20 protein-coding genes are annotated in these 19,462 nt (G+C 68.7%); 2 read left to right on the forward strand and 18 right to left on the reverse strand.

Features of this window, described 5'->3' with window-relative positions:
- Nucleotides 1-26: 26 nt before the first annotated feature.
- The 10 genes from PE066_RS02265 to PE066_RS02310 form a co-directional block, all read right to left on the reverse strand.
- Nucleotides 27-830 (reverse strand): SDR family NAD(P)-dependent oxidoreductase, encoded by an 804-nt coding sequence (locus PE066_RS02265; protein ID WP_271234941.1) that lies wholly within the window; start codon nt 828-830, stop codon nt 27-29.
- A gap of 33 nt (nt 831-863) precedes the next feature.
- Entirely contained in the window at nt 864-1,841 is a 978-nt protein-coding gene (locus tag PE066_RS02270; RefSeq protein ID WP_271234942.1) for a VOC family protein, read from the reverse strand.
- A gap of 39 nt (nt 1,842-1,880) precedes the next feature.
- Nucleotides 1,881-2,774 (reverse strand): sugar phosphate isomerase/epimerase family protein, encoded by an 894-nt coding sequence (locus PE066_RS02275; protein ID WP_271234943.1) that lies wholly within the window; start codon nt 2,772-2,774, stop codon nt 1,881-1,883.
- 64 nt (nt 2,775-2,838) lie between these two features.
- Nucleotides 2,839-3,882 (reverse strand): ABC transporter substrate-binding protein, encoded by a 1,044-nt coding sequence (locus PE066_RS02280; protein WP_271234944.1) that lies wholly within the window; start codon nt 3,880-3,882, stop codon nt 2,839-2,841.
- 233 nt (nt 3,883-4,115) lie between these two features.
- Nucleotides 4,116-5,801 (reverse strand): ABC transporter permease, encoded by a 1,686-nt coding sequence (locus PE066_RS02285; protein ID WP_271234945.1) that lies wholly within the window; start codon nt 5,799-5,801, stop codon nt 4,116-4,118.
- Between the two features lie 6 nt (nt 5,802-5,807).
- Nucleotides 5,808-6,926: an ABC transporter ATP-binding protein gene (locus tag PE066_RS02290; protein ID WP_271234946.1), complete on the reverse strand. Its 1,119-nt coding sequence runs from the start codon at nt 6,924-6,926 to the stop codon at nt 5,808-5,810.
- Between the two features lie 10 nt (nt 6,927-6,936).
- Nucleotides 6,937-8,103: a Gfo/Idh/MocA family protein gene (locus tag PE066_RS02295; protein ID WP_271234947.1), complete on the reverse strand. Its 1,167-nt coding sequence runs from the start codon at nt 8,101-8,103 to the stop codon at nt 6,937-6,939.
- A gap of 33 nt (nt 8,104-8,136) precedes the next feature.
- On the reverse strand, nt 8,137-8,973 hold the full coding sequence (locus tag PE066_RS02300) for an alpha/beta fold hydrolase (RefSeq protein WP_271234948.1): 837 nt from the start codon (nt 8,971-8,973) through the stop codon (nt 8,137-8,139).
- Complete coding sequence (locus PE066_RS02305; protein ID WP_271234949.1) at nt 8,970-10,244, reverse strand: Rieske 2Fe-2S domain-containing protein; 1,275 nt, start codon at nt 10,242-10,244, stop codon at nt 8,970-8,972. Before PE066_RS02305 ends, PE066_RS02300 begins: the two co-directional genes overlap by 4 nt.
- A gap of 39 nt (nt 10,245-10,283) precedes the next feature.
- Nucleotides 10,284-11,069 carry an SDR family oxidoreductase gene (locus tag PE066_RS02310; protein ID WP_271234950.1) on the reverse strand — a complete coding sequence of 262 codons (786 nt, stop codon included), beginning with the start codon at nt 11,067-11,069 and terminating at the stop codon, nt 10,284-10,286.
- A 157-nt stretch (nt 11,070-11,226) separates the two neighbouring features.
- Here PE066_RS02310 and PE066_RS02315 point away from each other — a divergent pair, with 157 nt between their 5' ends.
- On the forward strand, nt 11,227-12,210 hold the full coding sequence (locus tag PE066_RS02315) for a LysR substrate-binding domain-containing protein (protein WP_271234951.1): 984 nt from the start codon (nt 11,227-11,229) through the stop codon (nt 12,208-12,210).
- A gap of 86 nt (nt 12,211-12,296) precedes the next feature.
- On the opposite strand, the gene PE066_RS02320 is transcribed toward PE066_RS02315, so the two are convergent.
- The 7 genes from PE066_RS02320 to PE066_RS02350 all read right to left on the reverse strand — a co-directional run bounded on the left by PE066_RS02320 (nt 12,297) and on the right by PE066_RS02350 (nt 17,955).
- Nucleotides 12,297-13,250, reverse strand: a complete 954-nt coding sequence (locus PE066_RS02320; protein WP_271234952.1) for a Gfo/Idh/MocA family oxidoreductase — start codon at nt 13,248-13,250, stop codon at nt 12,297-12,299.
- Nucleotides 13,247-14,107, reverse strand: coding sequence for a class III extradiol dioxygenase subunit beta (locus PE066_RS02325; protein WP_271234953.1), 861 nt, complete (start codon nt 14,105-14,107; stop codon nt 13,247-13,249). Before PE066_RS02325 ends, PE066_RS02320 begins: the two co-directional genes overlap by 4 nt.
- Nucleotides 14,107-14,499 carry a protocatechuate 4,5-dioxygenase subunit alpha gene (ligA, locus tag PE066_RS02330; RefSeq protein ID WP_271234954.1) on the reverse strand — a complete coding sequence of 131 codons (393 nt, stop codon included), beginning with the start codon at nt 14,497-14,499 and terminating at the stop codon, nt 14,107-14,109. The genes PE066_RS02325 and ligA overlap by 1 nt, the downstream gene beginning before the upstream one ends.
- Nucleotide 14,500: 1 nt before the next feature.
- Nucleotides 14,501-15,442, reverse strand: a complete 942-nt coding sequence (locus tag PE066_RS02335) for an amidohydrolase family protein (RefSeq protein ID WP_271234955.1) — start codon at nt 15,440-15,442, stop codon at nt 14,501-14,503.
- A gap of 2 nt (nt 15,443-15,444) precedes the next feature.
- Nucleotides 15,445-16,128 carry a 4-carboxy-4-hydroxy-2-oxoadipate aldolase/oxaloacetate decarboxylase gene (ligK, locus tag PE066_RS02340; protein WP_271234956.1) on the reverse strand — a complete coding sequence of 228 codons (684 nt, stop codon included), beginning with the start codon at nt 16,126-16,128 and terminating at the stop codon, nt 15,445-15,447.
- A 68-nt stretch (nt 16,129-16,196) separates the two neighbouring features.
- On the reverse strand, nt 16,197-17,225 hold the full coding sequence (locus PE066_RS02345; protein WP_271234957.1) for an amidohydrolase family protein: 1,029 nt from the start codon (nt 17,223-17,225) through the stop codon (nt 16,197-16,199).
- Nucleotides 17,226-17,265: 40 nt separating this feature from the next.
- Nucleotides 17,266-17,955, reverse strand: a complete 690-nt coding sequence (locus PE066_RS02350; RefSeq protein ID WP_271234958.1) for a substrate-binding domain-containing protein — start codon at nt 17,953-17,955, stop codon at nt 17,266-17,268.
- A gap of 94 nt (nt 17,956-18,049) precedes the next feature.
- On the opposite strand from PE066_RS02350, the gene PE066_RS02355 reads away from it, so the two are divergent.
- Nucleotides 18,050-18,961 (forward strand): LysR substrate-binding domain-containing protein, encoded by a 912-nt coding sequence (locus PE066_RS02355; RefSeq protein WP_271234959.1) that lies wholly within the window; start codon nt 18,050-18,052, stop codon nt 18,959-18,961.
- Between the two features lie 43 nt (nt 18,962-19,004).
- Here PE066_RS02355 and PE066_RS02360 read toward each other — a convergent pair whose 3' ends face one another.
- The gene (locus tag PE066_RS02360; protein ID WP_271234960.1) at nt 19,005-19,454 is read right to left on the reverse strand and encodes a CopD family protein; all 450 of its coding nucleotides are present in this window, start codon (nt 19,452-19,454) and stop codon (nt 19,005-19,007) included.
- Between the last annotated feature and the right edge of the window lie 8 nt (nt 19,455-19,462).

The raw sequence follows: 19,462 nt of genomic DNA on the forward strand, positions 1-19,462 counted from the left end.
GCGTCGTGCGCCGGCCAGGGCCGCCATCAAACGGCCTCCGGCGCGGCCTGGCCCACCGGTGTCAGGGCGTACTCCCTGCGCCCGCCGTCCACCGGCAGGACCGCGCCGTTGATGAATCCGGCCTGCCTGGAAGCCAGGAAGCAGACCAGCGCCGCGCAGTCCTCGGGCGTTCCCAGCCGGCCCATCGGGTTCTGGCTGCGGATCTGGGCCAGGAAGGCTTGCGGATAGGTGCTGAAGAAATCCGTCTCGATGAAGCCGGGGGCGATCGCATTGACCGTGATGCCGTTTCGCCCGGTTTCCTTGGCCAGGCTGCGCGTCAGGCCCAGCACCCCGGCCTTGGCCGTCGTGTAGTTGACGATGCCTTCGCGGCCACCGCCCAACGCATGCATCGAGGACGTGTTGATGATGCGGCCGTATCCCCGGGCACGCATCGCCGGCACGGCGAAGTGGCAGAACAGGAACGTGCCGCGCAGGTGCGTCTCGCAGATGCGGTCCCAGGCGGCGATGGACATCTCTCCCACCCGCTGGTTCATGAACTCCGCGCCGGCGCCGGCGTTGTTCACCAGCACGTCGAGGCGGCCGTAGCGCTGCAGGGCCTGCTGCACCACGCCATTGGCCACCTCCTCGCTGGCGACGTCGCCGGGCGCCGCCAGGGCCTCGCCGCCGGCGGCGCGGATGCGCTCCACCGTCTCTTGTGCCGACTCTGCGGTGCGGCTGTTGACCAGCACGGCCGCCCCTTCGGCGGCCAGCGCGAGCGCCTCCGCCCGGCCGATGCCGCGCCCGGCCCCGGTGACGATCGCCACCCGTCCCTTCAGGTCGTAATCAGGCATGTGCCCTCCCCGAGTTCGCGTCCACGCAGCGGCTCACAGCAGGTAGAGCGCATCCTGCAGCGCGACGCCGGCCAGCCGCTGCGCGCTCCAGTCGCGGTCCACGTAGAACTGCAGCCGGATGCCGTCGGGATCCAGGATCGTGATCGCCCGACGCACCGGGTGGTCGATCTGGTGCTCCACTTCGACCCCGTCGCGCGGCAGCAGCGCCAGCGCCCGGTCCAGATCCGCTTCGCTGCCCACTTCGATGCCGACATGGTGGAAGCCCGGGGCCCGCCCCGGGCCCGCGCGGTACAGGGTGAGGGCCGAATCGCTCGCGGTTCCGCCCAGCAGCACCCAGTCGCCGCCCGCCGAGCCGGCGACCTGCTGCAGGCCCAGGTAGCAGGTGTAGTAGGCCAGCATCTCCTCGTACTTCTGCGCCACCAGGCTGACGTGCGTGACGCGGCGCCCGCGAAACACCGAAGAAGTGACCGTGCGCAGTTGCGGGTTCTTCGGGTACCGGGGGTCCGCGACGGGCACCGTGGTCTCGCCGGGGATCCACTCGGGCTTCTGGCCGGAGATGACGCCATTGCGTGCGGCGCGCCAGTCCTCGAACACGTCGGCGTAGACCTCCACCATGTTGCCGTCGGGGTCGTACTTGTAGAGCGAGTGGGCGACGTCGTGGTTCTGGCAGAAGGCGAACTCGATGCCCTGCGCCAGCGAAGCCCGGTAGCCATCGACCAGGTCGACCTCGGTCTCCAGCTCGAACGCGATGTGGAACACGCCCGGCGCCTGGCCCGGCGGGGCGTAGCGGCTGCCCAGGTCGGTCAGGCCGAAGTCGTGGTACGTGTTGCCGTTGCTGATGAAGCTGGCCGGCACGTCGGGCTGCCGGTACACCTCCTCGAAGCCGGCCACCTGGTTGTAGAACTCGAATGCACGCTCGTAGTTGCCGACGAACAGGTTGGCGTGGCCCAGGCGGCGCGGGCGGAAGCACGGGCGCAGCGGGTTCGTTGCCGATGACGGGATCGCGTTCATGGGAGAACTTTCTCTATCGATGCGGTGGATGGACGGGCTTCACTCGCCGCGCCGCGCGCGCGCCACGAGGACCTGGTTGCAGAGGTTGCGGGTCGCGTCCAGCGCCATGCGTGCGACCACCGCGTCGTCGAACGACTGGTGCAGCGACTCGGATGGCACTTCGACGGACAGCGGCAACTCCGGCGGCAGCATGGCCAGCAGCTCGTGCAGGGGCAGCGTTCCCCAGCCCGGGATGGTCCGCTCGCGCCGGGCCTCCCAGCGCAGGCCGCCCAGCCTCTCGTGCAGCGGCTCCTTGGGACCGTCGCAGATCTGCAGGTAGGGGATCAGCCGGCGGTCGACCTGCATGACGTCGGCCGCCGTGCCACCCGAGCGGGCCAGGTGCAGCGAATCGAGCAGGATCACCGCGTGCGGGCTCCGCGACAGCGCGATGATCCGGCCGGCCTGGACGAGGTCGCGGATGCCGGAATACGCCATGAACTCCAGCGCCACGCGCAGGCCGAAGCGGGCGCAGAGCTCGCCCAGTTCGGCCAGGTGATCGGCATTGCGCTGCTCGTCGGTGTCCTCGCTGGTGGCGATGGCGAACGTGGCGCCCAGCCGGCTCCCCGCTTCGAGCATGGGCAGGAATTCGCCCAGCCGCACCGTCGGCGTCAGGCGGATGCCCTGGATGTCGTGCACATGGATGCCGAAGTCGCGGATGCGCGCCTGCGTCTCGCGCAGCATCACGCTGCCGGCGCCCAGCATGGGGTACGACAGCGCACCCGGATCCGACAGGCCGGGCGGCGTGAGGTGCAGCGACACGCCATCGAAGCCGGCTTCCGCCGCCACGGTGACGAAGCGCGGCGGCGCCAGGTGCAGCAAGGTCAGGTGGGCCAGGTAGATGGGGCGCGCCGGCGCCGCAACCGTGGTTTCAACACTTTCGAGTACTGCCGCCATCCGCCTGCCTGCCGCCTTCGTTGCTATGCCCGACTCCCTTGCCCTGCCCCGCCGCGCCGCGCCGCTACTTGCCGCCGGCCTCGGCGATCACGGCCATCGCGGCCTTCTCGGCGGCAAGGATCCGCTCCATGTCCTCATCGCTGCGCACCTCCAGCACCTTGTGCTGCGGGTTGCGGCTCTTGACGGCGACCGTGGTGGGCGATTGCGGGTTCGAGTAAAGCGAGAGGAACTCCGCCTGCTCCTGCAGCGCGCGGCCTTCGGTGACCAGCCATGCCAGGAACAGCTTGCCGAGCGTGGGCTGCGGCGCGCCCTTGAGCATGAAGTCCAGCAGCGGCTGGATCGGCAACTGGTCGAGCACCACCCAGTCGATCGGCGCGCCCTTGGCCTTCAGCGACTCGGCCAGCGCGGTGTAGCCGCACAGCGCCACCGGGATTTCGCCCGAAGCCACCGCGCCGACCACCGCCGGCGGTCCCGCCTTGAAGCGCGGCTGGTTGGCGACCAGCTTGCGGGTCAGGTCCACCACGCCATCGACGCCGTGCTCCAGGGCCAGGTACTCCACCGGGCTGGGGTTCACGTTCGACATGCCAAAGCGGCCCCTCCACTTCGGGTCGGTGAACTGCTCGATGCGGGCGGGCAGCTCCTCCTTCTTGACGCGGCGGGTGTTGTAGACCAGCACGTAGTGCACGTCCCACTGGCGCAGCAGCCGGTTGTGGTAGCGGGGCAGCACGGTGTCGATGGCGGCCGTCTTGATGTCCGGGAACATCCCGCCGAACTCGCCGACCCAGTCGACGCGGGCATCCAGCCCGTTCTTGACGATGACGGATTCGTACAGCGTGTACGGATAGCCGCCGATGGCGCTCGGCAGGCGGACGTTGTTCTTTGCCTGTTCCACCACGCGCGGGCCGGAGACCGGCGAGGTGAGCGGCAGCCACTCCCAGTCGACCTGGAGGTCGAACCGCTTCTGGAAGGCCTCCATCAGCACCTTCTGTTCCTTCTCGCCCTTGGGCGAGCTCACCATGATCACGAACTTGCCCTGCCTGGCCTCCTCGCGCGCCTTCGCGACGATCTGCGGGTTGTCGGCGGCGAAGGCGGGCATGCCCGCGAACATCAGCCCGCCTCCCGCGGCTGCAGCACCGGCAGCAAGGAATGCGCGACGGCTTGCGCCCTTGACCTGATCGGAATCCATCGAATGCCCTTTCATTGACTGGATGAAGCTGTTGCGGACCTGGCTGAAACTGCGTTTCCCTTCGGGGATCGCGTTCGGATGATGCGAGGTGCGAAGCGTTTGGACGAACGATTTATTCGCCCGATTCGCATGAGCGCAGGTCATGCGTGCGCGGCTCACGCCGAGGCCCTGTCCGTCAGGCGCGACACGTACACCTGCAGCGGGGTGATGAACAGCGCCAGGAACACGACGAGCATCACCGACAGCGCAGCGGCCCCCGGGACGTTCGGGTAACCCCAGAGCAGCCACAACGCGGAACCGAGCACCACCGTCTCCGACGTGAGGAAGATCAGCGGAATGCCGATGTCGCGGATCGAGAAGGCGAACACCAGCAGCCAGGCGTTGAAGAACTGCGTCTTGATGATGGGCGCCATGACGCGCGCCATGATGTTCACGCGCGACACGCCGCTGATCTCCGCGGCCCGCTCGATGTTGCGGTCCACCTGGATCAGGCCGGCCGACAGCGTGCGGATCGCAAACACCATGTTGACGCTCAGCTGCGCCAGGATGATCACGGCGATCGTCCCGTAAAGCGGCGAGCGCACGTACAGCAGCAGGACGGCCAGCCCCAGCACGATCTGGGGAATCCCGATCGGCAGGAAGGCCAGCGTGTCGATCAGCTTGTGCACTGCGCCGGCCGGGCGGAACGTCGTGTACGAGATCACGAAGCTCAGGAGCATGGTCAGCGTGGCGCCGGACAGCACCATCAGCGCCGTGTTCACCAGGCCGCGGCGGAACATCGACGACTCGAACAGGTCGCTGTAGTTCTTCAGCGAGACGTGCTGCAGCGCCTCCAGCGAGGGCGCGTCGTAGAACGGCAGCAGGCTGGTCCAGGCGAGGATCGCGCTCGGCGCCAGTGCCAGTGCGAAGAACACCACGCCGGCCGCGTACACGATGTACCGGCGCCGGCCCAGGCGGGTCCGCACCAGCGCGTAGCTCTTGCCCGAGATCACGGCGAAGCGCTCCGACAGGCGCGTCATCCGGCGGTAGAGGCTCACCAGCGCGATTGCGACGATCACCAGCACCACGCCCCAGGCGGCTGCCAGGTTGTATTCCGGCGGCCCCATCTCGGAAGAACTCAGGAGGTAGACCCGCGTGCTGAAGACCTGGATGCCGGCCGTCAGTCCGATCGACAGCGGGATGTCGAACACCTGGATCATCAGCATCACGGTGTAGATCAGCACCGACAGCAGGCCCGGCAGCAGGATGGGGATGAGCACCCGTGCGAACACCACCCGCGGCGGCACCCCGGCCAGCACCGCCGGGAACTCCAGCTTGTAGTCCAGGTGGCGGATGACGCCGGCGAGCATCACGTACACCGGCGGCGTGAGCAGCAGCCCGCTGATGAACACCATGGAGGACATGCTGTAGACATTGAGCGGACCTTCGCCGCCCTGCAGGGCGAACAGCTCGCGCAGCCACAGGTTCACCAGCCCGTTGCTGGGGTTGACCAGCAGCGTCCAGCCCAGGCCCTGGACCAGCGAGGGCAGCGCGAAGGTGACCAGCATGAGCACGCGCACCGAGACCTTGTGGCGGAAGTCGGTCCGCTCCGTCACCCACGCCCAGAAGCCGGCGAGCAGCACGCCGATGACGATGGTGCCGGCCACGTAGATGAAGGTGTTGGTGGCCAGCACGACCACCTCCTTCTGCTGCAGCAGCGCGGCGTAGTGCGCCAGGCTGAAGCCGTCACCGTCGAAACCGTAGGTGCCGCGGGGCCGGAAGCTGGTGAGCAGCAGCACCAGGACCGGGAACACGGTCAGCGCCAGGACCAGGATCAGCGAGAGGGTCAGGATTGCAGGCACGCCGGTTCACCCCACCGGGAAGTAGTGGAGCCGCCGCGGGCAGCAGGCGAAACCCACGCGCTCCCCCTGCTGCCAGTCGCGCGCGCTGGTGTAGATCGAGATCAGCTTGTCGCGCGCCTGGCACAGCACCTCGAGCCGGTCGCCCAGGAAAACCTGTCGCACCAGCGGCAGCGAGAAGTAGTTTTCCTCAGGGGCGCACTGCTCCGGCGCGGCGATCCGCAGGTCCTCCTGCTTGAGCACCACGTTCAGGCGCCGGCCCGGCGCCAGTCCCTCGCACCCGTCGATCCGCTTCATCCGCAGCGCGCCGAGCTCGCTTTCGGCCAGCACGAGGTCCTGCGACAGGTCGACGTGCCTGACTTCGGCGTCGATGATGTTCGGCGAGCCCATGAACCCGGCGACGAACCGGTTCTGCGGGCGGTAGTAGATGTCCATCGGCGAGCCGATCTGCTGCACCTCGCCGTCCTTGAGCACGACGATCAGGTCCGACATCGAAAGCGCTTCCTTCTGGTCGTGCGTGACGTAGACCGCCGTGATGCCCTCCTCGGTGACGATGGAGCGGATCTCCTTTTGCATGCTCTCGCGCAGGTGCGCGTCCAGGTTGGACAGCGGCTCGTCCAGCAGGAGCAGGGAAGGCTTCTGGGCCAGGGCCCGGGCCAGCGAGACGCGCTGCTGCTGGCCGCCCGACAGCAGCGGTGCGGGGCGATCGGCGAACTGTTGCAGCCGCACGCGCTCGAGCGCGTGGTCGACCGTGCGCTCGCGCTCCTTCGGCGCCATTCCCTTGCCGGGCACGCCGAAGCGCAAGGGGAAGTCCACGTTCTCGCGCACGGTCATGTGCGGCCAGATCGCATAGCTCTGGAACACCATCGAGATGTTGCGTGCGGCTGGCGGCAGCAGGATGCCGCGGGCGGAGTCGTAGACCACCCGCCCGTTCATCTCGATGCGCCCGCTGCTGGGCTGGTCGAGCCCCGCCAGCATGTTCAGGAGGGTCGACTTCCCGCACCCGCTGGGGCCCAGCAGCGTCAGGAAGGTCCCCTTCTCGATGCCGAAGCCGATGTTGTTCAGCGCCAGGCTCGAGCGCTGGTCGCTTTCGTACTTCTTGGTGAGCGCGTCGATCGCGAGGAACACGTGCGGTCTCCTAGAGGGTGATCTGCTCGCCGGTGCGGCTGGAATCCAGCAGGGCCTGGCAGACGCGCACGGTGTCCAGCCCCCAGCGGGCGTCGCGCAGCACGGGCGCTCGGCCGGTGACCGCGTCGTACAGCTCGTCGATGGTGGTGTCCGACAGGCGGTTGTCGCCCCGGGTGCGGACCGCCGGCACTTCGCGCACGCCCTCGTCGCCATAGACCAGCACGCCATCGGGCGAGGGACGCAGGTCGGCCCGCTCGCAGGTCGCCAGCATCATGCCGAAGTGCGACTGCTTGCGCTTGGCCTGCAGCGAGGCAAGGCCCTGTGCGACCGGCCCGCCGTAGCCGTAGCGCTGGACACGCAGGTCCTGTTCGCGGCCCTTGAGCTCGCGCAGCACCTTGCGCGCCGAGCCATGCGAGGCCGTCTTGGGGTTGCCGACCTCGCCGATCCAGAACTGCAGCTCGTCGCTGTCGAAATGGTCGTAGCCGCTGTAGACGATGCTGGCCGCGGCGCCGTCGGCCAGGGTCAGGAAGGCGGCGCAATGGCCCTCGGTCGGCCGCTGCGGATCGAGGCTGCCGGCGATGGCCCGCACCGCGACCACCTTCTGGTTGGAGATGGCCTTGACCGAATCGATGGCGTGCGGCAACTGGTTGAAGATGATGCCGCCGCCCTTGGACGTGTCGAGTTCCTCCGGCCGGCGCGGGCGGTACAGGAAGTCGGTGTAGTTCCAGCAGTTGACCATCGCCACCCGCCCGACCTCGCCGGAGAGCACGAGGTCGCGCATCGTCCGCACCACCGGGTCGTTGCCGCGCGAGGGACCCACCACCAGGTGGATGCCGGCCTTCTCGACCGCCTCGACGATGCGCTCGCCGTCCGCCGCGCTGAGCGTCAGGGGCTTCTCGACGATCACGTGGACGCCGTGGGCAGCCGCCTCGATCACGTGCTCCGCGTGGAACTGGTGCGGGCTGGCGATGTACACGGCATCGAGCCGGGCCTCGCGCAGCATCTCGCCGAGCGAGCCGAAGCCGGCGATGCGGTAGTCCGCGGTGAACCGGTCGCGCACGTCTGCGTTCGGGTCGCAGGCGGCGACCAGCTCGACGTTCGGATGGGCCTTGAGGTCCGGGGCCATCAGCACCGAGCCGGCGAATCCCAGGCCGCAAATGCCAAAGCGAATCTTCATCGTGATCTTCCAGGGGTTCGTTGAGGGGACGCGCTAGGCGCTCACGCGCTGCGCGAACTCGGTCGCCAAGCGGTTGAAGCGCCCGGCGTGTTCGGTCTGGGGCCAGTGCCCGCAGCGCGGCAGGAAGACGAACTCGGCGTTGCTGAAGTGCTGCATCGCCTCGATGCCGATCTCCGCCGGCAGGCTGTGGTCGTCCAGGCCCCAGACGACCAGCGACGGTGCGTCGACCGGCGTGGCCCGGATCGCCTGCGCGTCGAACTGCATGCCGGCGCGGCCGCGGGCCTGGTGGGCCTCGTACGTGCGCGCCAGCATGTCCAGGCGCAACTGCAGCAGCTCGTCGGTCAGGTTGGCGTGGTCGGCCAGGGTGTTGGCGGTCAGCGCACGCACGCTCTGGGCGGTCGGCTCCACGCCGCCCAGGCGCGCCAGGTGCTGCTGCATGCGCGCCCGGGTCGGCGCCGGGATCTCGAAGTGCGGGAACTGCGCCGCGAGCACCAGCCCGTCGATGCGCAGGCCGGCCTCGCGCTGGCGGCCGTGCAGCAGCACCGCCAGCAGCCCGCCCAGCGAGTTGCCCACCAGCACTGCGCGCCCGACCTGCAGGGCCTGGAGCACCGCCACGGCATGCCGGTAGCGGAACTCCACGCCGTGGTCCTGCGGCGCGCTGCTGTAGCCGAAGCCCGGCTGGTCGAAGGCGAGCACGTCGAACCCGGCCTCGGCCAGGGCGTCGAAGTTGCGGAACCAGTTCAGCTCCGAGCAGGCCCCGGGCGAGGAGCCGTGCAGCAGCACCAGCACCGGGCCGCTGCCGGCGCGGTAGTAGGCGGTGCGCACGCCCAGGGCATCCACGTAGCGCCGCTGCGCGCGGATCGCCGTCATTGGATGCCGACCTGCTGGAGGAACACCTGCAGGTCGTCGGTGTCCAGGACCGTGTCGACCGGGTTGCAGGCGTACACCGAGCCGTCCTCGATCAGCCTGCGGAACTGCGCGATGGACTCGGGCGACTTGATCGCCTCCAGCACCTTGCGCCGGGCGGTGACCACCGTGAGGTCGGCCGCCACCAGCCTCTCGCGCGGACGGTCGGAGATGCGCCCCATGCCTTCCTGCACCGACCGGTCCTGGTCGTTGATGCCGTAGATGCCGGTGACTTCCCAGTCCTCCGCCTGCTGCCGGCGGTCGATCAGGTAGTCGTTGTCGGCGCGGCGGCGCGGGATCCAGGTTTCGATGACCGATCCGGTGTTCAGGCGGATGCGGCCGTAGTCGGCGGCCGGCGGGAACAGCATGCCGTCCAGCACGGTGTGCAGGAAGGCGGGCGGGATCGGCTGGTCCAGGCTGTAGCTGAAGTCCCAGGTGTAGGTGTTCTCGTCGTCGATCGGGATCCACGCGCGGCCGCCGATCGGCCACACGGCGCTCGGGACCAGCGAGAACATCGGCAGCATCCATTGCGTCAGCCGCCAGTAGAACCGCTCGTCCGCGCGGCGGCGGGCGATCGACAGGAAGCCGACCGGCGTGTCGTGCGTGAACAGCTTCGGCGTGGGATCCAGGAAGGTGTACTTCTGGTGCACCATGGTCGCCACGTCCTTCTGGCTCTTGGACTTGTGCAGGATCGAGACGTGCGAGCTGTCGACCTCGCCTTCCACGCCCTGGAACCAGTTGGACTCCTGCAGCCAGACCGAGGCCATGCGCTGGTCCTTGGGCAGGTCGATCCACGGGAACTGCGGCAGCGCCGGCGGCGCGCCCTCGCCCATGTAGACCCAGACGATGTCGGCCTTCTCGGTGGTCTGGTAGGCCTTGATCTTCATGTTGCGGCAGACCGTGCCCGAGGGCTCACTCGGGATCTCCAGGCACTGCCCCGTGCTGTCGTAGAGCCAGCCGTGGTAGGGGCAGCGGATGCCCTGCGGCTCGACCCGCCCCAGGAACAGCGGTGCCAGCCGGTGCGCGCACTGCGACTGCACGATGCCCACCTTGCCCTCGCCGTCGCGGAAGGCCACCAGTTCCTCGCCGAGCAGCTTCAAACGCACGGGCGTACCCACGCGGTCCGGCAACTGCGAGGACAGCATGGCGGGCAGCCACATCGACCGGAACAGCTGGCCGGCCGGCGTGCCGGGACCCACCGAGCAGAGCAGAAGATTGTTTTCCTTCGACAGCATGCAAGTCTCCTTATTTCTATTTGCGGCGACGGCCGTGAACTACACGCTGGCGATCATTCCGCCGTCGACGCGCAGCACGGAACCGGTGATGAAGCTCGCCCGCTCGCTCGCGAGGAAGGCGACGGCATCGGCGTACTCCTCGGGGCGGCCATAGCGGCCGGCCGGAATGGTGGCCACGCTCTCGCGCATGACGTCCTCGACGGGACGCTGCTCGCGCGCCGCGCGCGCCGCATCCAGCTGCCGGATCCGGTCGGTGAGGATGCGGCCCGGCACCACGATGTTGGCGGTGATGCCGTCCGCGGCCACCTCGCGCGCCAGCGTCTTGGACCAGCCGGTGAGCGCCGATCGAAGCGTGTTGGAGATGCCCAGGTTGGGGATCGGCGCGATCACGCCGGAGGAACTGCTGGTGACGATCCGGCCCCACTTGCGCTCGCGCATGCCGGGCAGCACCAGGTCGGTCAGGTGCATCAGGGAAAGCACCATGGCGTCGAAGTGCTGGCGCCACTGCTGCGGACTCACCGCTTGCGCGGTGCCCGGCGGCGGGCCGCCCGAGTTGTTGACCAGGATGTCGACGGGGCCGAGCCTCGAGGCAATTCCGGCGACAGCGGCCGCCATGTCGTCGAGGTCGGAAAGATCGAGGCGCACACCGAGGGCTTCGCCGCCCTGCGCGTGGACGGCCTGGACCGTTTGCGCGAGCGCCGCCTCGTCACGGTCGGCCGCCGCGATGCGCACGCCCTCTTGCGCCAGCGCCAGCGCGATCGCTCGTCCGAGTCCCCCGCCTGCGCCCGTGACCAGGGCGACCCTTGCTTGTATCTGTAGATCCATATCCTGCCTGGCGCCTGCCGAACTCCACGCGGTACTGCAGGTTGCGGCGACTATAGGAGCGCGCCTTCGCGCGCCACAAACGATTTATTCGACCGCCATGCATGACCTGAGGTAAAGTGTTCCGAGGCAATCACAAGCAGAAGAAGCAGTTGGAGACATGAGCAGGGCATTGCCTTCCCTCACGGCGTTGAAGGTGTTCGAAGTGGCCGGCCGGCTACGCAGCTTCTCGAAGGCCGCCGCGGAAATGAACATCACCCAGGGTGCGGTCAGCCGGCAGATCCGCGCACTCGAGGATGAATTGCGGGTGCGGCTGTTCGTCCGGCTCACGCGGCAGGTGCAGCTCTCGCCCGCCGGCGAGAAGTACCTGGCGGAAGTCCAGGCGGCCTTCCGGACGCTCGAACAGGCGACCGCCAAGGTCCGCGAGCAGCGCACGCGCAGCATCCTCACCATCAGCGTGCTGCCCTCGGTGGGCTCCTTCTGGCTGATGCCGCGGCTGGCCCGGTTCAGCCAACGGCATCCCGAGATCGAAACGCGCGTCATCAGCTCCATCGAGCCGGTGAACCTGCACGGGGGCGAGGTCGATGTCGCCATCCGCGTGGGCGCGCTGCCCGGGCGGCGCTACGACGTGGACGTACCGCGGGTCGACTTGACCATGATGGTCGACTGGCGCGGCGTGCTGGCCGAGGAACTGGCACCCGACACGCTGGTCCCGGTTTTCTCGCCCAGCCTGACGGACGACCCGCGCGCGGTATCGGAACCTGCGGTGATCCAGCAATTGCCGCTGATCCACACCACCAGCCGCCCGCATGCCTGGCCGGACTGGATGCGCGCCTGCGGGCTGGCGCCGACGAACGCGCCGCGCACCCTGGAGTACGGGCACTTCTTCATGTCGATGGAAGCGGCCCGCCAGCGCGAAGGCGTCGCCATCGTTCCCGACATCCTGCTGAGCGGGTCGGCCTCGCAGGGCCTGGTCGCGGCCACCGGCTGCAAGGTGCGCAGCGCGGGCGAGTACTACCTGCTGTCCTTGAACGAACGGTGCAACGAGCGCGCCATCTCGACCTTCCGTGACTGGGCCCAGCAGGAGATGACGAAGCACGCACCGGGCCGTGCGGCGGACGGATTGCCGGCACCCTCGAGCTGATCGAGGTCACCGCGCCTGGCAAGGCTGCCGGGCTTCGCGCGGTGACGCCGGAATGGATCTGCCGGGCACGGTGTGCCCGACCGGGCTCAGGCGAGCTGCTGCTCCAGCTGGTGCAGCACCTCGTAGCAAGGCAGCACCTGGGCGACGCTCGCGTTCGGCTCGCGGCCCTCGCGGATGGCGGCGACGAACTCGCGGTCCTGCAGCTCGATGCCGTTCATCGACACGTCCACCTTCGACACGTCGATCTTCTCGTCCTTGCCGTTGAACAGGTCGTCGTAGCGGGCGATGTAGGTCGCGGTGTCGCCGATGTAGCGGAAGAAGGTGCCCAGCGGCCCGTCGTTGTTGAACGACAGGCTCAGCGTGCAGATGGCGCCGTTCTCGGCCTGGAGCTGGATGCTCATGTCCATGGCGATGCCCAGCGTGGGATGGATCGGCCCCTGCACCGCGTTGGCCTTCACCACCTTGCTGCCGGTCTGGTACTGGAACAGGTCCACCGTGTGGGCGGCGTGGTGCCACAGCAGGTGGTCGGTCCAGCTGCGGGGCTGGCCCAGCGCGTTCATGTTGGTGCGCCGGAAGAAGTAGGTCTGCACGTCCATCTGCTGGATGTGGAACTCGCCCGCCTGGATGCGCTTGTGCACCAGCTGGTGGCTGGGGTTGAAGCGCCGCGTGTGGCCGCACATCGCGACCAGGCCGGTCTTCTTCTGCATCTCCACGACGGCGCGGCCGTCCTCCAGCTTGTCGCACAGCGGGATCTCCACCTGCACGTGCTTGCCGGCCTTCAGGCAGGCGATCGACTGCGCCGCGTGCATCTGCGTCGGCGTGCACAGGATGACGGCGTCCACGTCGTCGCGCGCCAGGCTCTCGTCCAGGTTGGTCGTCACGTGGCCGATGCCGTACTTGGCGGCCACTTCCTTCGTCTTGTCCAGCTCGCGGCCGATCACCGAGGTGACCTGCACGCCGTCGATCAGCTTGAGGGCGTCGAGGTGCTTCTGGCCGAAGGCGCCGGCGCCGGCCAGCGCGATGCGAAGGGTCTTGCTCATGCTTGGTTCTCCAGGATCAGGTGCCCGACGGCCGTATTGGACGCCGGCACATGGTAGAAGCGGTGCTTCACGGTGGGCTTGTTCTTGCCGCCGTTGACGTCGGCCATCGCGCCGCGGGCGATCAGCCACATCACCAGCTCGATGCCCTCGCTGCCGGCCTCGCGCACGTACTCGATGTGCGGCACCGCAGCCAGCCCCTCCGGGTCGTCGATCAGGCGATCCAGGAACTTGTTGTCCCATTCCCGGTTGATCAGGCCGGCGCGCGGACCCTGCAGCTGGTGGCTCATGCCGCCGGTGCCCCAGATCTGCACGTTCAGGTCCTGGTCGAAGCTGTCGATGGCCTTGCGGATGGCCTGGCCCAGGCGGAAGCAGCGCATGCCGCTGGGCACCGGGTACTGCACCACGTTGACCGCGAACGGGATCACCTTGAACGGCCATTCCTGCGGCTGGCCGCACATCAGCGACAGCGGCACCGTCAGGCCGTGGTCCACGTCCATCTTGTTGACGATGGTGAGGTCGAAGTCCTGCTGGATCACCGACTGGGCGATGTGCGCGGCCAGCTCGGGATGGCCTTCCACCTTGGGCACCGGGCGCGGGCCCCAGCCCTCGTCGGCCACGGCGAACTCGGCGGCGGTGCCGATGGCGAAGGTCGGGATGATCTCCAGGCTGAAGGCGGTGGCGTGGTCGTTGTAGACCAGGAACACGACGTCGGGCTTGTTGGCCTTGATCCACTCGCGCGAGGGCTCGTAGCCGGCGAACACCTTCTGCCAGTACGGCTCCTGCGTCTTGCCCAGGTCCATCGCGGCGCCGATGGCCGGCACGTGCGAGGTATAGACGGATGCGGTGATGCGGGCCATTACTTCTTTCCTTCCCCGATGTAGCGGTTGCCTTCCGGCGAGCGGCCGCCGCCGACCATCATGTCGCGGTACTGCTCCTCGGTCATGCCGGTCATCGAGCCGGCCATCTGCTGGAAGCTCTTGCCGTCGGTGGCGCCGACCTTGGCCAGGAAGTAGATGTTGCCGCCCAGCGCGATGCAGCGGTTCAGGTCGCGCGCCAGCACGGCCTGCTTCTGCTCCTCGGTCATCGGCCACTCGTCGAGGTAGGCGCGTTCGCCGGCCTTGAAGCGCTCGCGGTTGGGCGCCTTCATCAGCGACATGCAGAACTGGTTGAGCCAGTAGCCCTTGCGGCTCTGGTCGGCGTCGAAGATGGTCGTGCCGGGCACGTCCTTGTAAGGCTTGTCGAGGGACATGTCAGCCTCCTTGGGTGAGTTCGGGCCAGTAAAGGCGCGTGGGGTTGTCCACCAGCAGCTTCTTCTGCAGCTCGGGCGTGGTGGCGATGTGCGGGATGAAGTCCACCAGCAGGCCGTCGTCGGGCATGTGGTCCTTCAGGTTGGGGTGCGGCCAGTCGGTGCCCCACAGCACGCGGTCGGGGAAGGTCTCGACCACCTGGCGCGCGAACGGCACCAAGTCGCGGTAGGCGTTGCGCTCGCCGCCCAGCGCCGGCGGGCCGCTGAGCGACAGCCGCTCGGGGCAGCTCACCTTGCTCCAGACGTTGCCGTGCTCGCGCATGAACTTCAGGAACAGGGCGAACTCGGGGCCGTCCACCGGCTGGGCGACGTTCGGCCGGCCCATGTGGTCCACCACCACCGTGGTCGGCAGGCTGGTGAAGAAGTCCCACAGCTCGGGCAGGTCCACCGCCTCGAAGTAGATCACCACGTGCCAGCCCAGCGGGGCGATGCGGCCGGCGATCTCCATCAGCTCGTCGCGCGGGGTGAAATCGACCAGCCGCTTGACGAAGTTGAAGCGCACGCCGCGCACGCCGGCCGCGTTCATCTCCTCCAGCTCGCGATCGGTGACGCTGCGCTTGACCGTGGCCACGCCGCGCGCCTTGCCGTTCGAGGCTTTCAGCGCATCGACCAGCGCCCGGTTGTCGGCGCCGTGGCAGGTGGCCTGCACGATCACGTTCTTGTCGAAGCCCAGGTGGTCGCGCAGCGCGAACAGCTGCTCCTTGCCGGCGTCGCAGGGCGTGTACTTGCGCTCGGGCGCGTAGGGGAACTGCGCGCCGGGGCCGAACACGTGGCAGTGCGCGTCCACGCTGCCGGGCGGCAGCCGGAACTGCGGCTTGCTGGGGCCGGTGTACCAGTCCAGCCAGCCGGGGGTCTTGGTGAAGTCGCCCGAGGTGGGTTTGCTCATGATCAGTCGATGTAGCGCAGCCCCGCCTTCTCCAGCGGCTCGCGCATCTTGTACATGTCCAGGCCCAGCACGCCCGATGCCAGCTTGGCGCGCTTCTCGCCTTCGTTGGCCTCGCGCGCGGCGGCGGCATCCAGGGTCTTCTGCGCCATCGCGGCAGGCACCACGACCACGCCGTCGTCATCGGCCACGACCACGTCGCCGGGGTTGACGATCATCCCGGCGCAGACCACCGGGATGTTGACCGAACCCAGCGTCGCCTTGATCGTGCCCTTGGCGCTGATCGCCTTGCTCCAGACCGGGAACTGCATCTCGGTCAGGGTCTTGACGTCGCGCACGCCGGCATCGATGACCAGCGCGCGGGCGCCGCGCGCCTGGAACGAGGTGGCCAGCAGGTCGCCGAAGTAGCCGTCGGTGCACGGCGCGGTGATGGCGGCCACCACGATGTCGCCGGGCTGGATCTGCTCGGCCACGACGTGCATCATCCAGTTGTCGCCCGGGTGCAGCAGCACCGTGACGGCGGTGCCGGACACCTGCGCGCCGGCGTAGATCGGCCGCATGGAGGTGGCCATGAGGCCCACGCGGCCCATGGCCTCGTGCACGGTGGCCGAGCCGAAGCGGGCCAGCTGTTCCGCCACCTTGGGATCGGCGCGGCGGATGTTGCGATAGACGACGCCGAGTTCATGCATCTTGAAATCTCCTGGTTGCTGTTGCCGTCATTGCGCCCTGAAGCTTGTCATTGCGCATGACACCTCATTTACTGCCCGCGCGACTTCAGCAGCTGGTCCAGCCGCGGGAACACGCGGCGCGTGTTGCCCTCGAAGATCGCCTGCTTGTCCTCAGCCGACAGGATGGTCGAGGCGTCGATGTAGCGCTTGGTGTCGTCGTAGTAGTGGCCGGTGGTCGGATCGATGCCGCGCACGGCGCCGATCATCTCGCTGGCGAACAGCACGTTCTTCACCGGGATCACGGTGTTGAGCAGGTCGATGCCCGGCTGGTGGTAGACGCAGGTGTCGAAGAACACGTTGTTCATCAGGTGCGTGTCCAGCAGCGGCTTCTTCAGCTCCTGCGCCAGCCCGCGGTAGCGGCCCCAGTGGTAGGGCACGGCGCCGCCGCCGTGCGGGATCAGGAAGCGCAGCGTCGGGAAGTCCTTGAACAGGTCGCCCTGGATCAGCTGCATGAACGCCGTGGTGTCGGCGTTGATGTAGTGCGCGCCGGTGGTGTGGAAGCAGGCGTTGCAGCTGGTGCTGACGTGGATCATCGCCGGCACGTCGTACTCGACCATCTTCTCGTAGATGGGATACCACCACTTGTCCGTCAGCGGCGGCTCCTGCCAGTGGCCGCCCGACGGGTCCGGGTTCAGGTTGATGCCGACTGCGCCGTATTCCTTGATGCACTTCTCCATCTCGGGAATGCAGGTCTTGGGGTCGACGCCGGGCGACTGCGGCAGCATGGCCACCGGCACGAAGTGCTCGGGAAACAGCTGCGACACCCGGAAGCACAGCTCGTTGCAGATCGCCGCCCAGGTGCTGGACACGCTGAAGTCGCCGATGTGGTGGGCCATGAAGCTGGCGCGCGGCGAGAACAGCGTCAGGTCGTTGCCGCGCTCCTTCATCAGGCGCAGCTGGTTGCTCTCGATGGTCTCGCGGATCTCGTCGTCGCCGATCTTCAGGTCGGACGCCTTGGGCCTGACGGCCGGGTCCTTGATGCCGGCGATCTGCTGGTTGCGCCACTGCTCCAGCGCCTTGGGCGCGGTGGTGTAGTGGCCGTGGCAATCGATGATCATGCGTGCTGCTCCTCTCGGATTCGAAACAAGGGGGTCGTGCTCAGGCGGCGTCCATGCCGCAGGCGCGCTTGAGGCCGGCGGTGCCGGGCGAAGCCATGAAGGCCAGCAGGTCGCGCACCGCGTCCGGCCGGCCCGAGGCGGTGCACACCGCCCCGCAGAAGATGGTCGTGATGTGGATCGGCTCGGGCAGCGGCCCGACCACGTCCACGCCGTCCAGGTGCATCAGCTCGCTCAATTGCTGGAAGCCCAGGGCCACTTCGCCCTTGGCGACCAGCGAGCCGACCGGAATGCCGGCCGGGGCCTGCACCGTCCGCGGACGGACTTGCTCCGCGATGCCCCAGCGCTCGAACAGCTGGAGCAGCGCGGTACCGCTGGGGCCGGTGGAGTAGCCGATGGTGGGTGCGGCCAGCACCGCCGCGCGCACCGCCGCTTCGCTGCCCAGGTCCGGCCTGGGCGCGCCGCGCTTCACGGCGACCGCCACGCCCGAGCGCACCAGGTCCACCCGGCTGCCGGCGACGGCATGGCCGCCCGCCAGCAGCTTGTCGACGGCATCGGCGGCCAGGAACACGACGTCGAACGGCTCGCCGGCCGCGACCCGCTTGGCCGCATCCACCCCGCCGACCGACTCGATCTCCACGCGTTGGCCCGAGTGCTTTTCCCAGGCGGCGGCCAGTTCGGCCAGCACCTGGCGCGTGGCCATGGACGAGATACCGCGGAGAGCTGTGGTCATGGGGCCGATTGTGGTCAGCGCAGGGCGCCGCCAATAGCCCGCACGGGGTCTAGCAGCTATAGCAATTCAGCATAATTGACCACCAGCTATTCCAATGGAACTCAGGCAGCTCGAATACTTCGTCCGCGTCGCGGAACTGGGCAGCTTCACCCGCGCCGCGGTCGAGCTGGGCGTGGCGCAACCCGCGCTCAGCCGGCAGGTCCGGCTACTGGAGGTGGAACTGCGGCAGAACCTGCTGGTGCGCAACGGCCGCGGCGCCGTGCCCACCGAGGCCGGCAAGGTGCTGCTGGAGCACGGCCGCGGCATCCTGCACCAGGTGCAGCGGGCACAGGACGACCTGGGGCGGCTGCGCGGCGGGCTGTCCGGCCGCGTGTCGCTGGGCTTGCCGAGCAGCGTGGCGCGGGTGCTCGCGGTGCCGCTGACGCGGGCCTTCCGGGCATCAATGCCGGACGCCCGGCTGTCGATCAGCGAGGCCTTGTCCACCGGCCTGCTGGAAGGCCTGGCCAGCGGCCGGCTCGACATCGCCGTGCTCTACAACCCCCAGCCCTCGCGCGAGATCGACGTCACCCCGCTGGTCGAAGAGGACCTGCTGCTGGTGCGCCCTCGCCCGCGCGGCCTGCACGAGGACCCGCCGCCCGGGCCGGTGGACCTGCGCGAGGTGGCGCAGATGCCGCTGGTGATTCCGAGCCGGCCGAACGCGATCCGCATGCACGTGGAGTCGGCCCTGGCCGCCATCGGCTGCAAGCCCAACGTGGCGCTGGAGATCGACGGCGTCACCGCCATCCTGGACCTGGTGCTCGACGGCGCCGGCTGCGCCATCCTGTCGCGCAACGCCCTGCTCAACTCGCCGCGGCCCTCGGCCTACACCGCCCAGCAGATCGGCCAGCCGCCGCTGCGCATCGCGCTGTCGCTGGTCACCAGCCTGCAGCGGCCGGCCACGCCGGCGCAAAAGGCCACGCTGGACCTGATCCACAGGATCGTGCCGGAAGTGGTGGCGGGACGCTGATCGGCTGCCGGACCGCTTGCGCTGCCCCGGCGGCCGGACGGCTTCAGCGCGCGGCTACAGCCGCAGCCACCGTGAAGGCAGCCAGCACCAGGTTGACGGCCACCAGCTGGCGGATGCGGTTGAGCGACGCGGCCGCGGCGGGCCAGGCCGCCGCTTCGCAGTAGCGCTGGAGCGCGGTGTAGGGCACCAGCACGATGTAGGCGTACACGCCCGACATCAGCAGCCCGAGCGCCATCATGACGTGCCAGCCGGCCGGCGCCGCCGCGAAGCCCACCTGCAGCAGCATGGTGAAGCCGGTCAGCAGGATGAGGGCGACGGCCACGCCGACCAGGGGAAAGAACCGGCCGAAGGTGCGGGCCCACAGCGGCAGGCGCTGCGGCGGCTCCAGCAACTGGGCGGCCGCGGGACGAAGACAGAAATAGGCGAAGACCATTCCGCCCACCCAGACCATGGCGCTGGCGAAGTGGAGGAACAGCAGGACTTGACGAAGCATCCCGCCGA

The organism is Ramlibacter tataouinensis (assembly GCF_027941915.1).
Classification (GTDB): domain Bacteria; phylum Pseudomonadota; class Gammaproteobacteria; order Burkholderiales; family Burkholderiaceae_C; genus Ramlibacter; species Ramlibacter tataouinensis_C.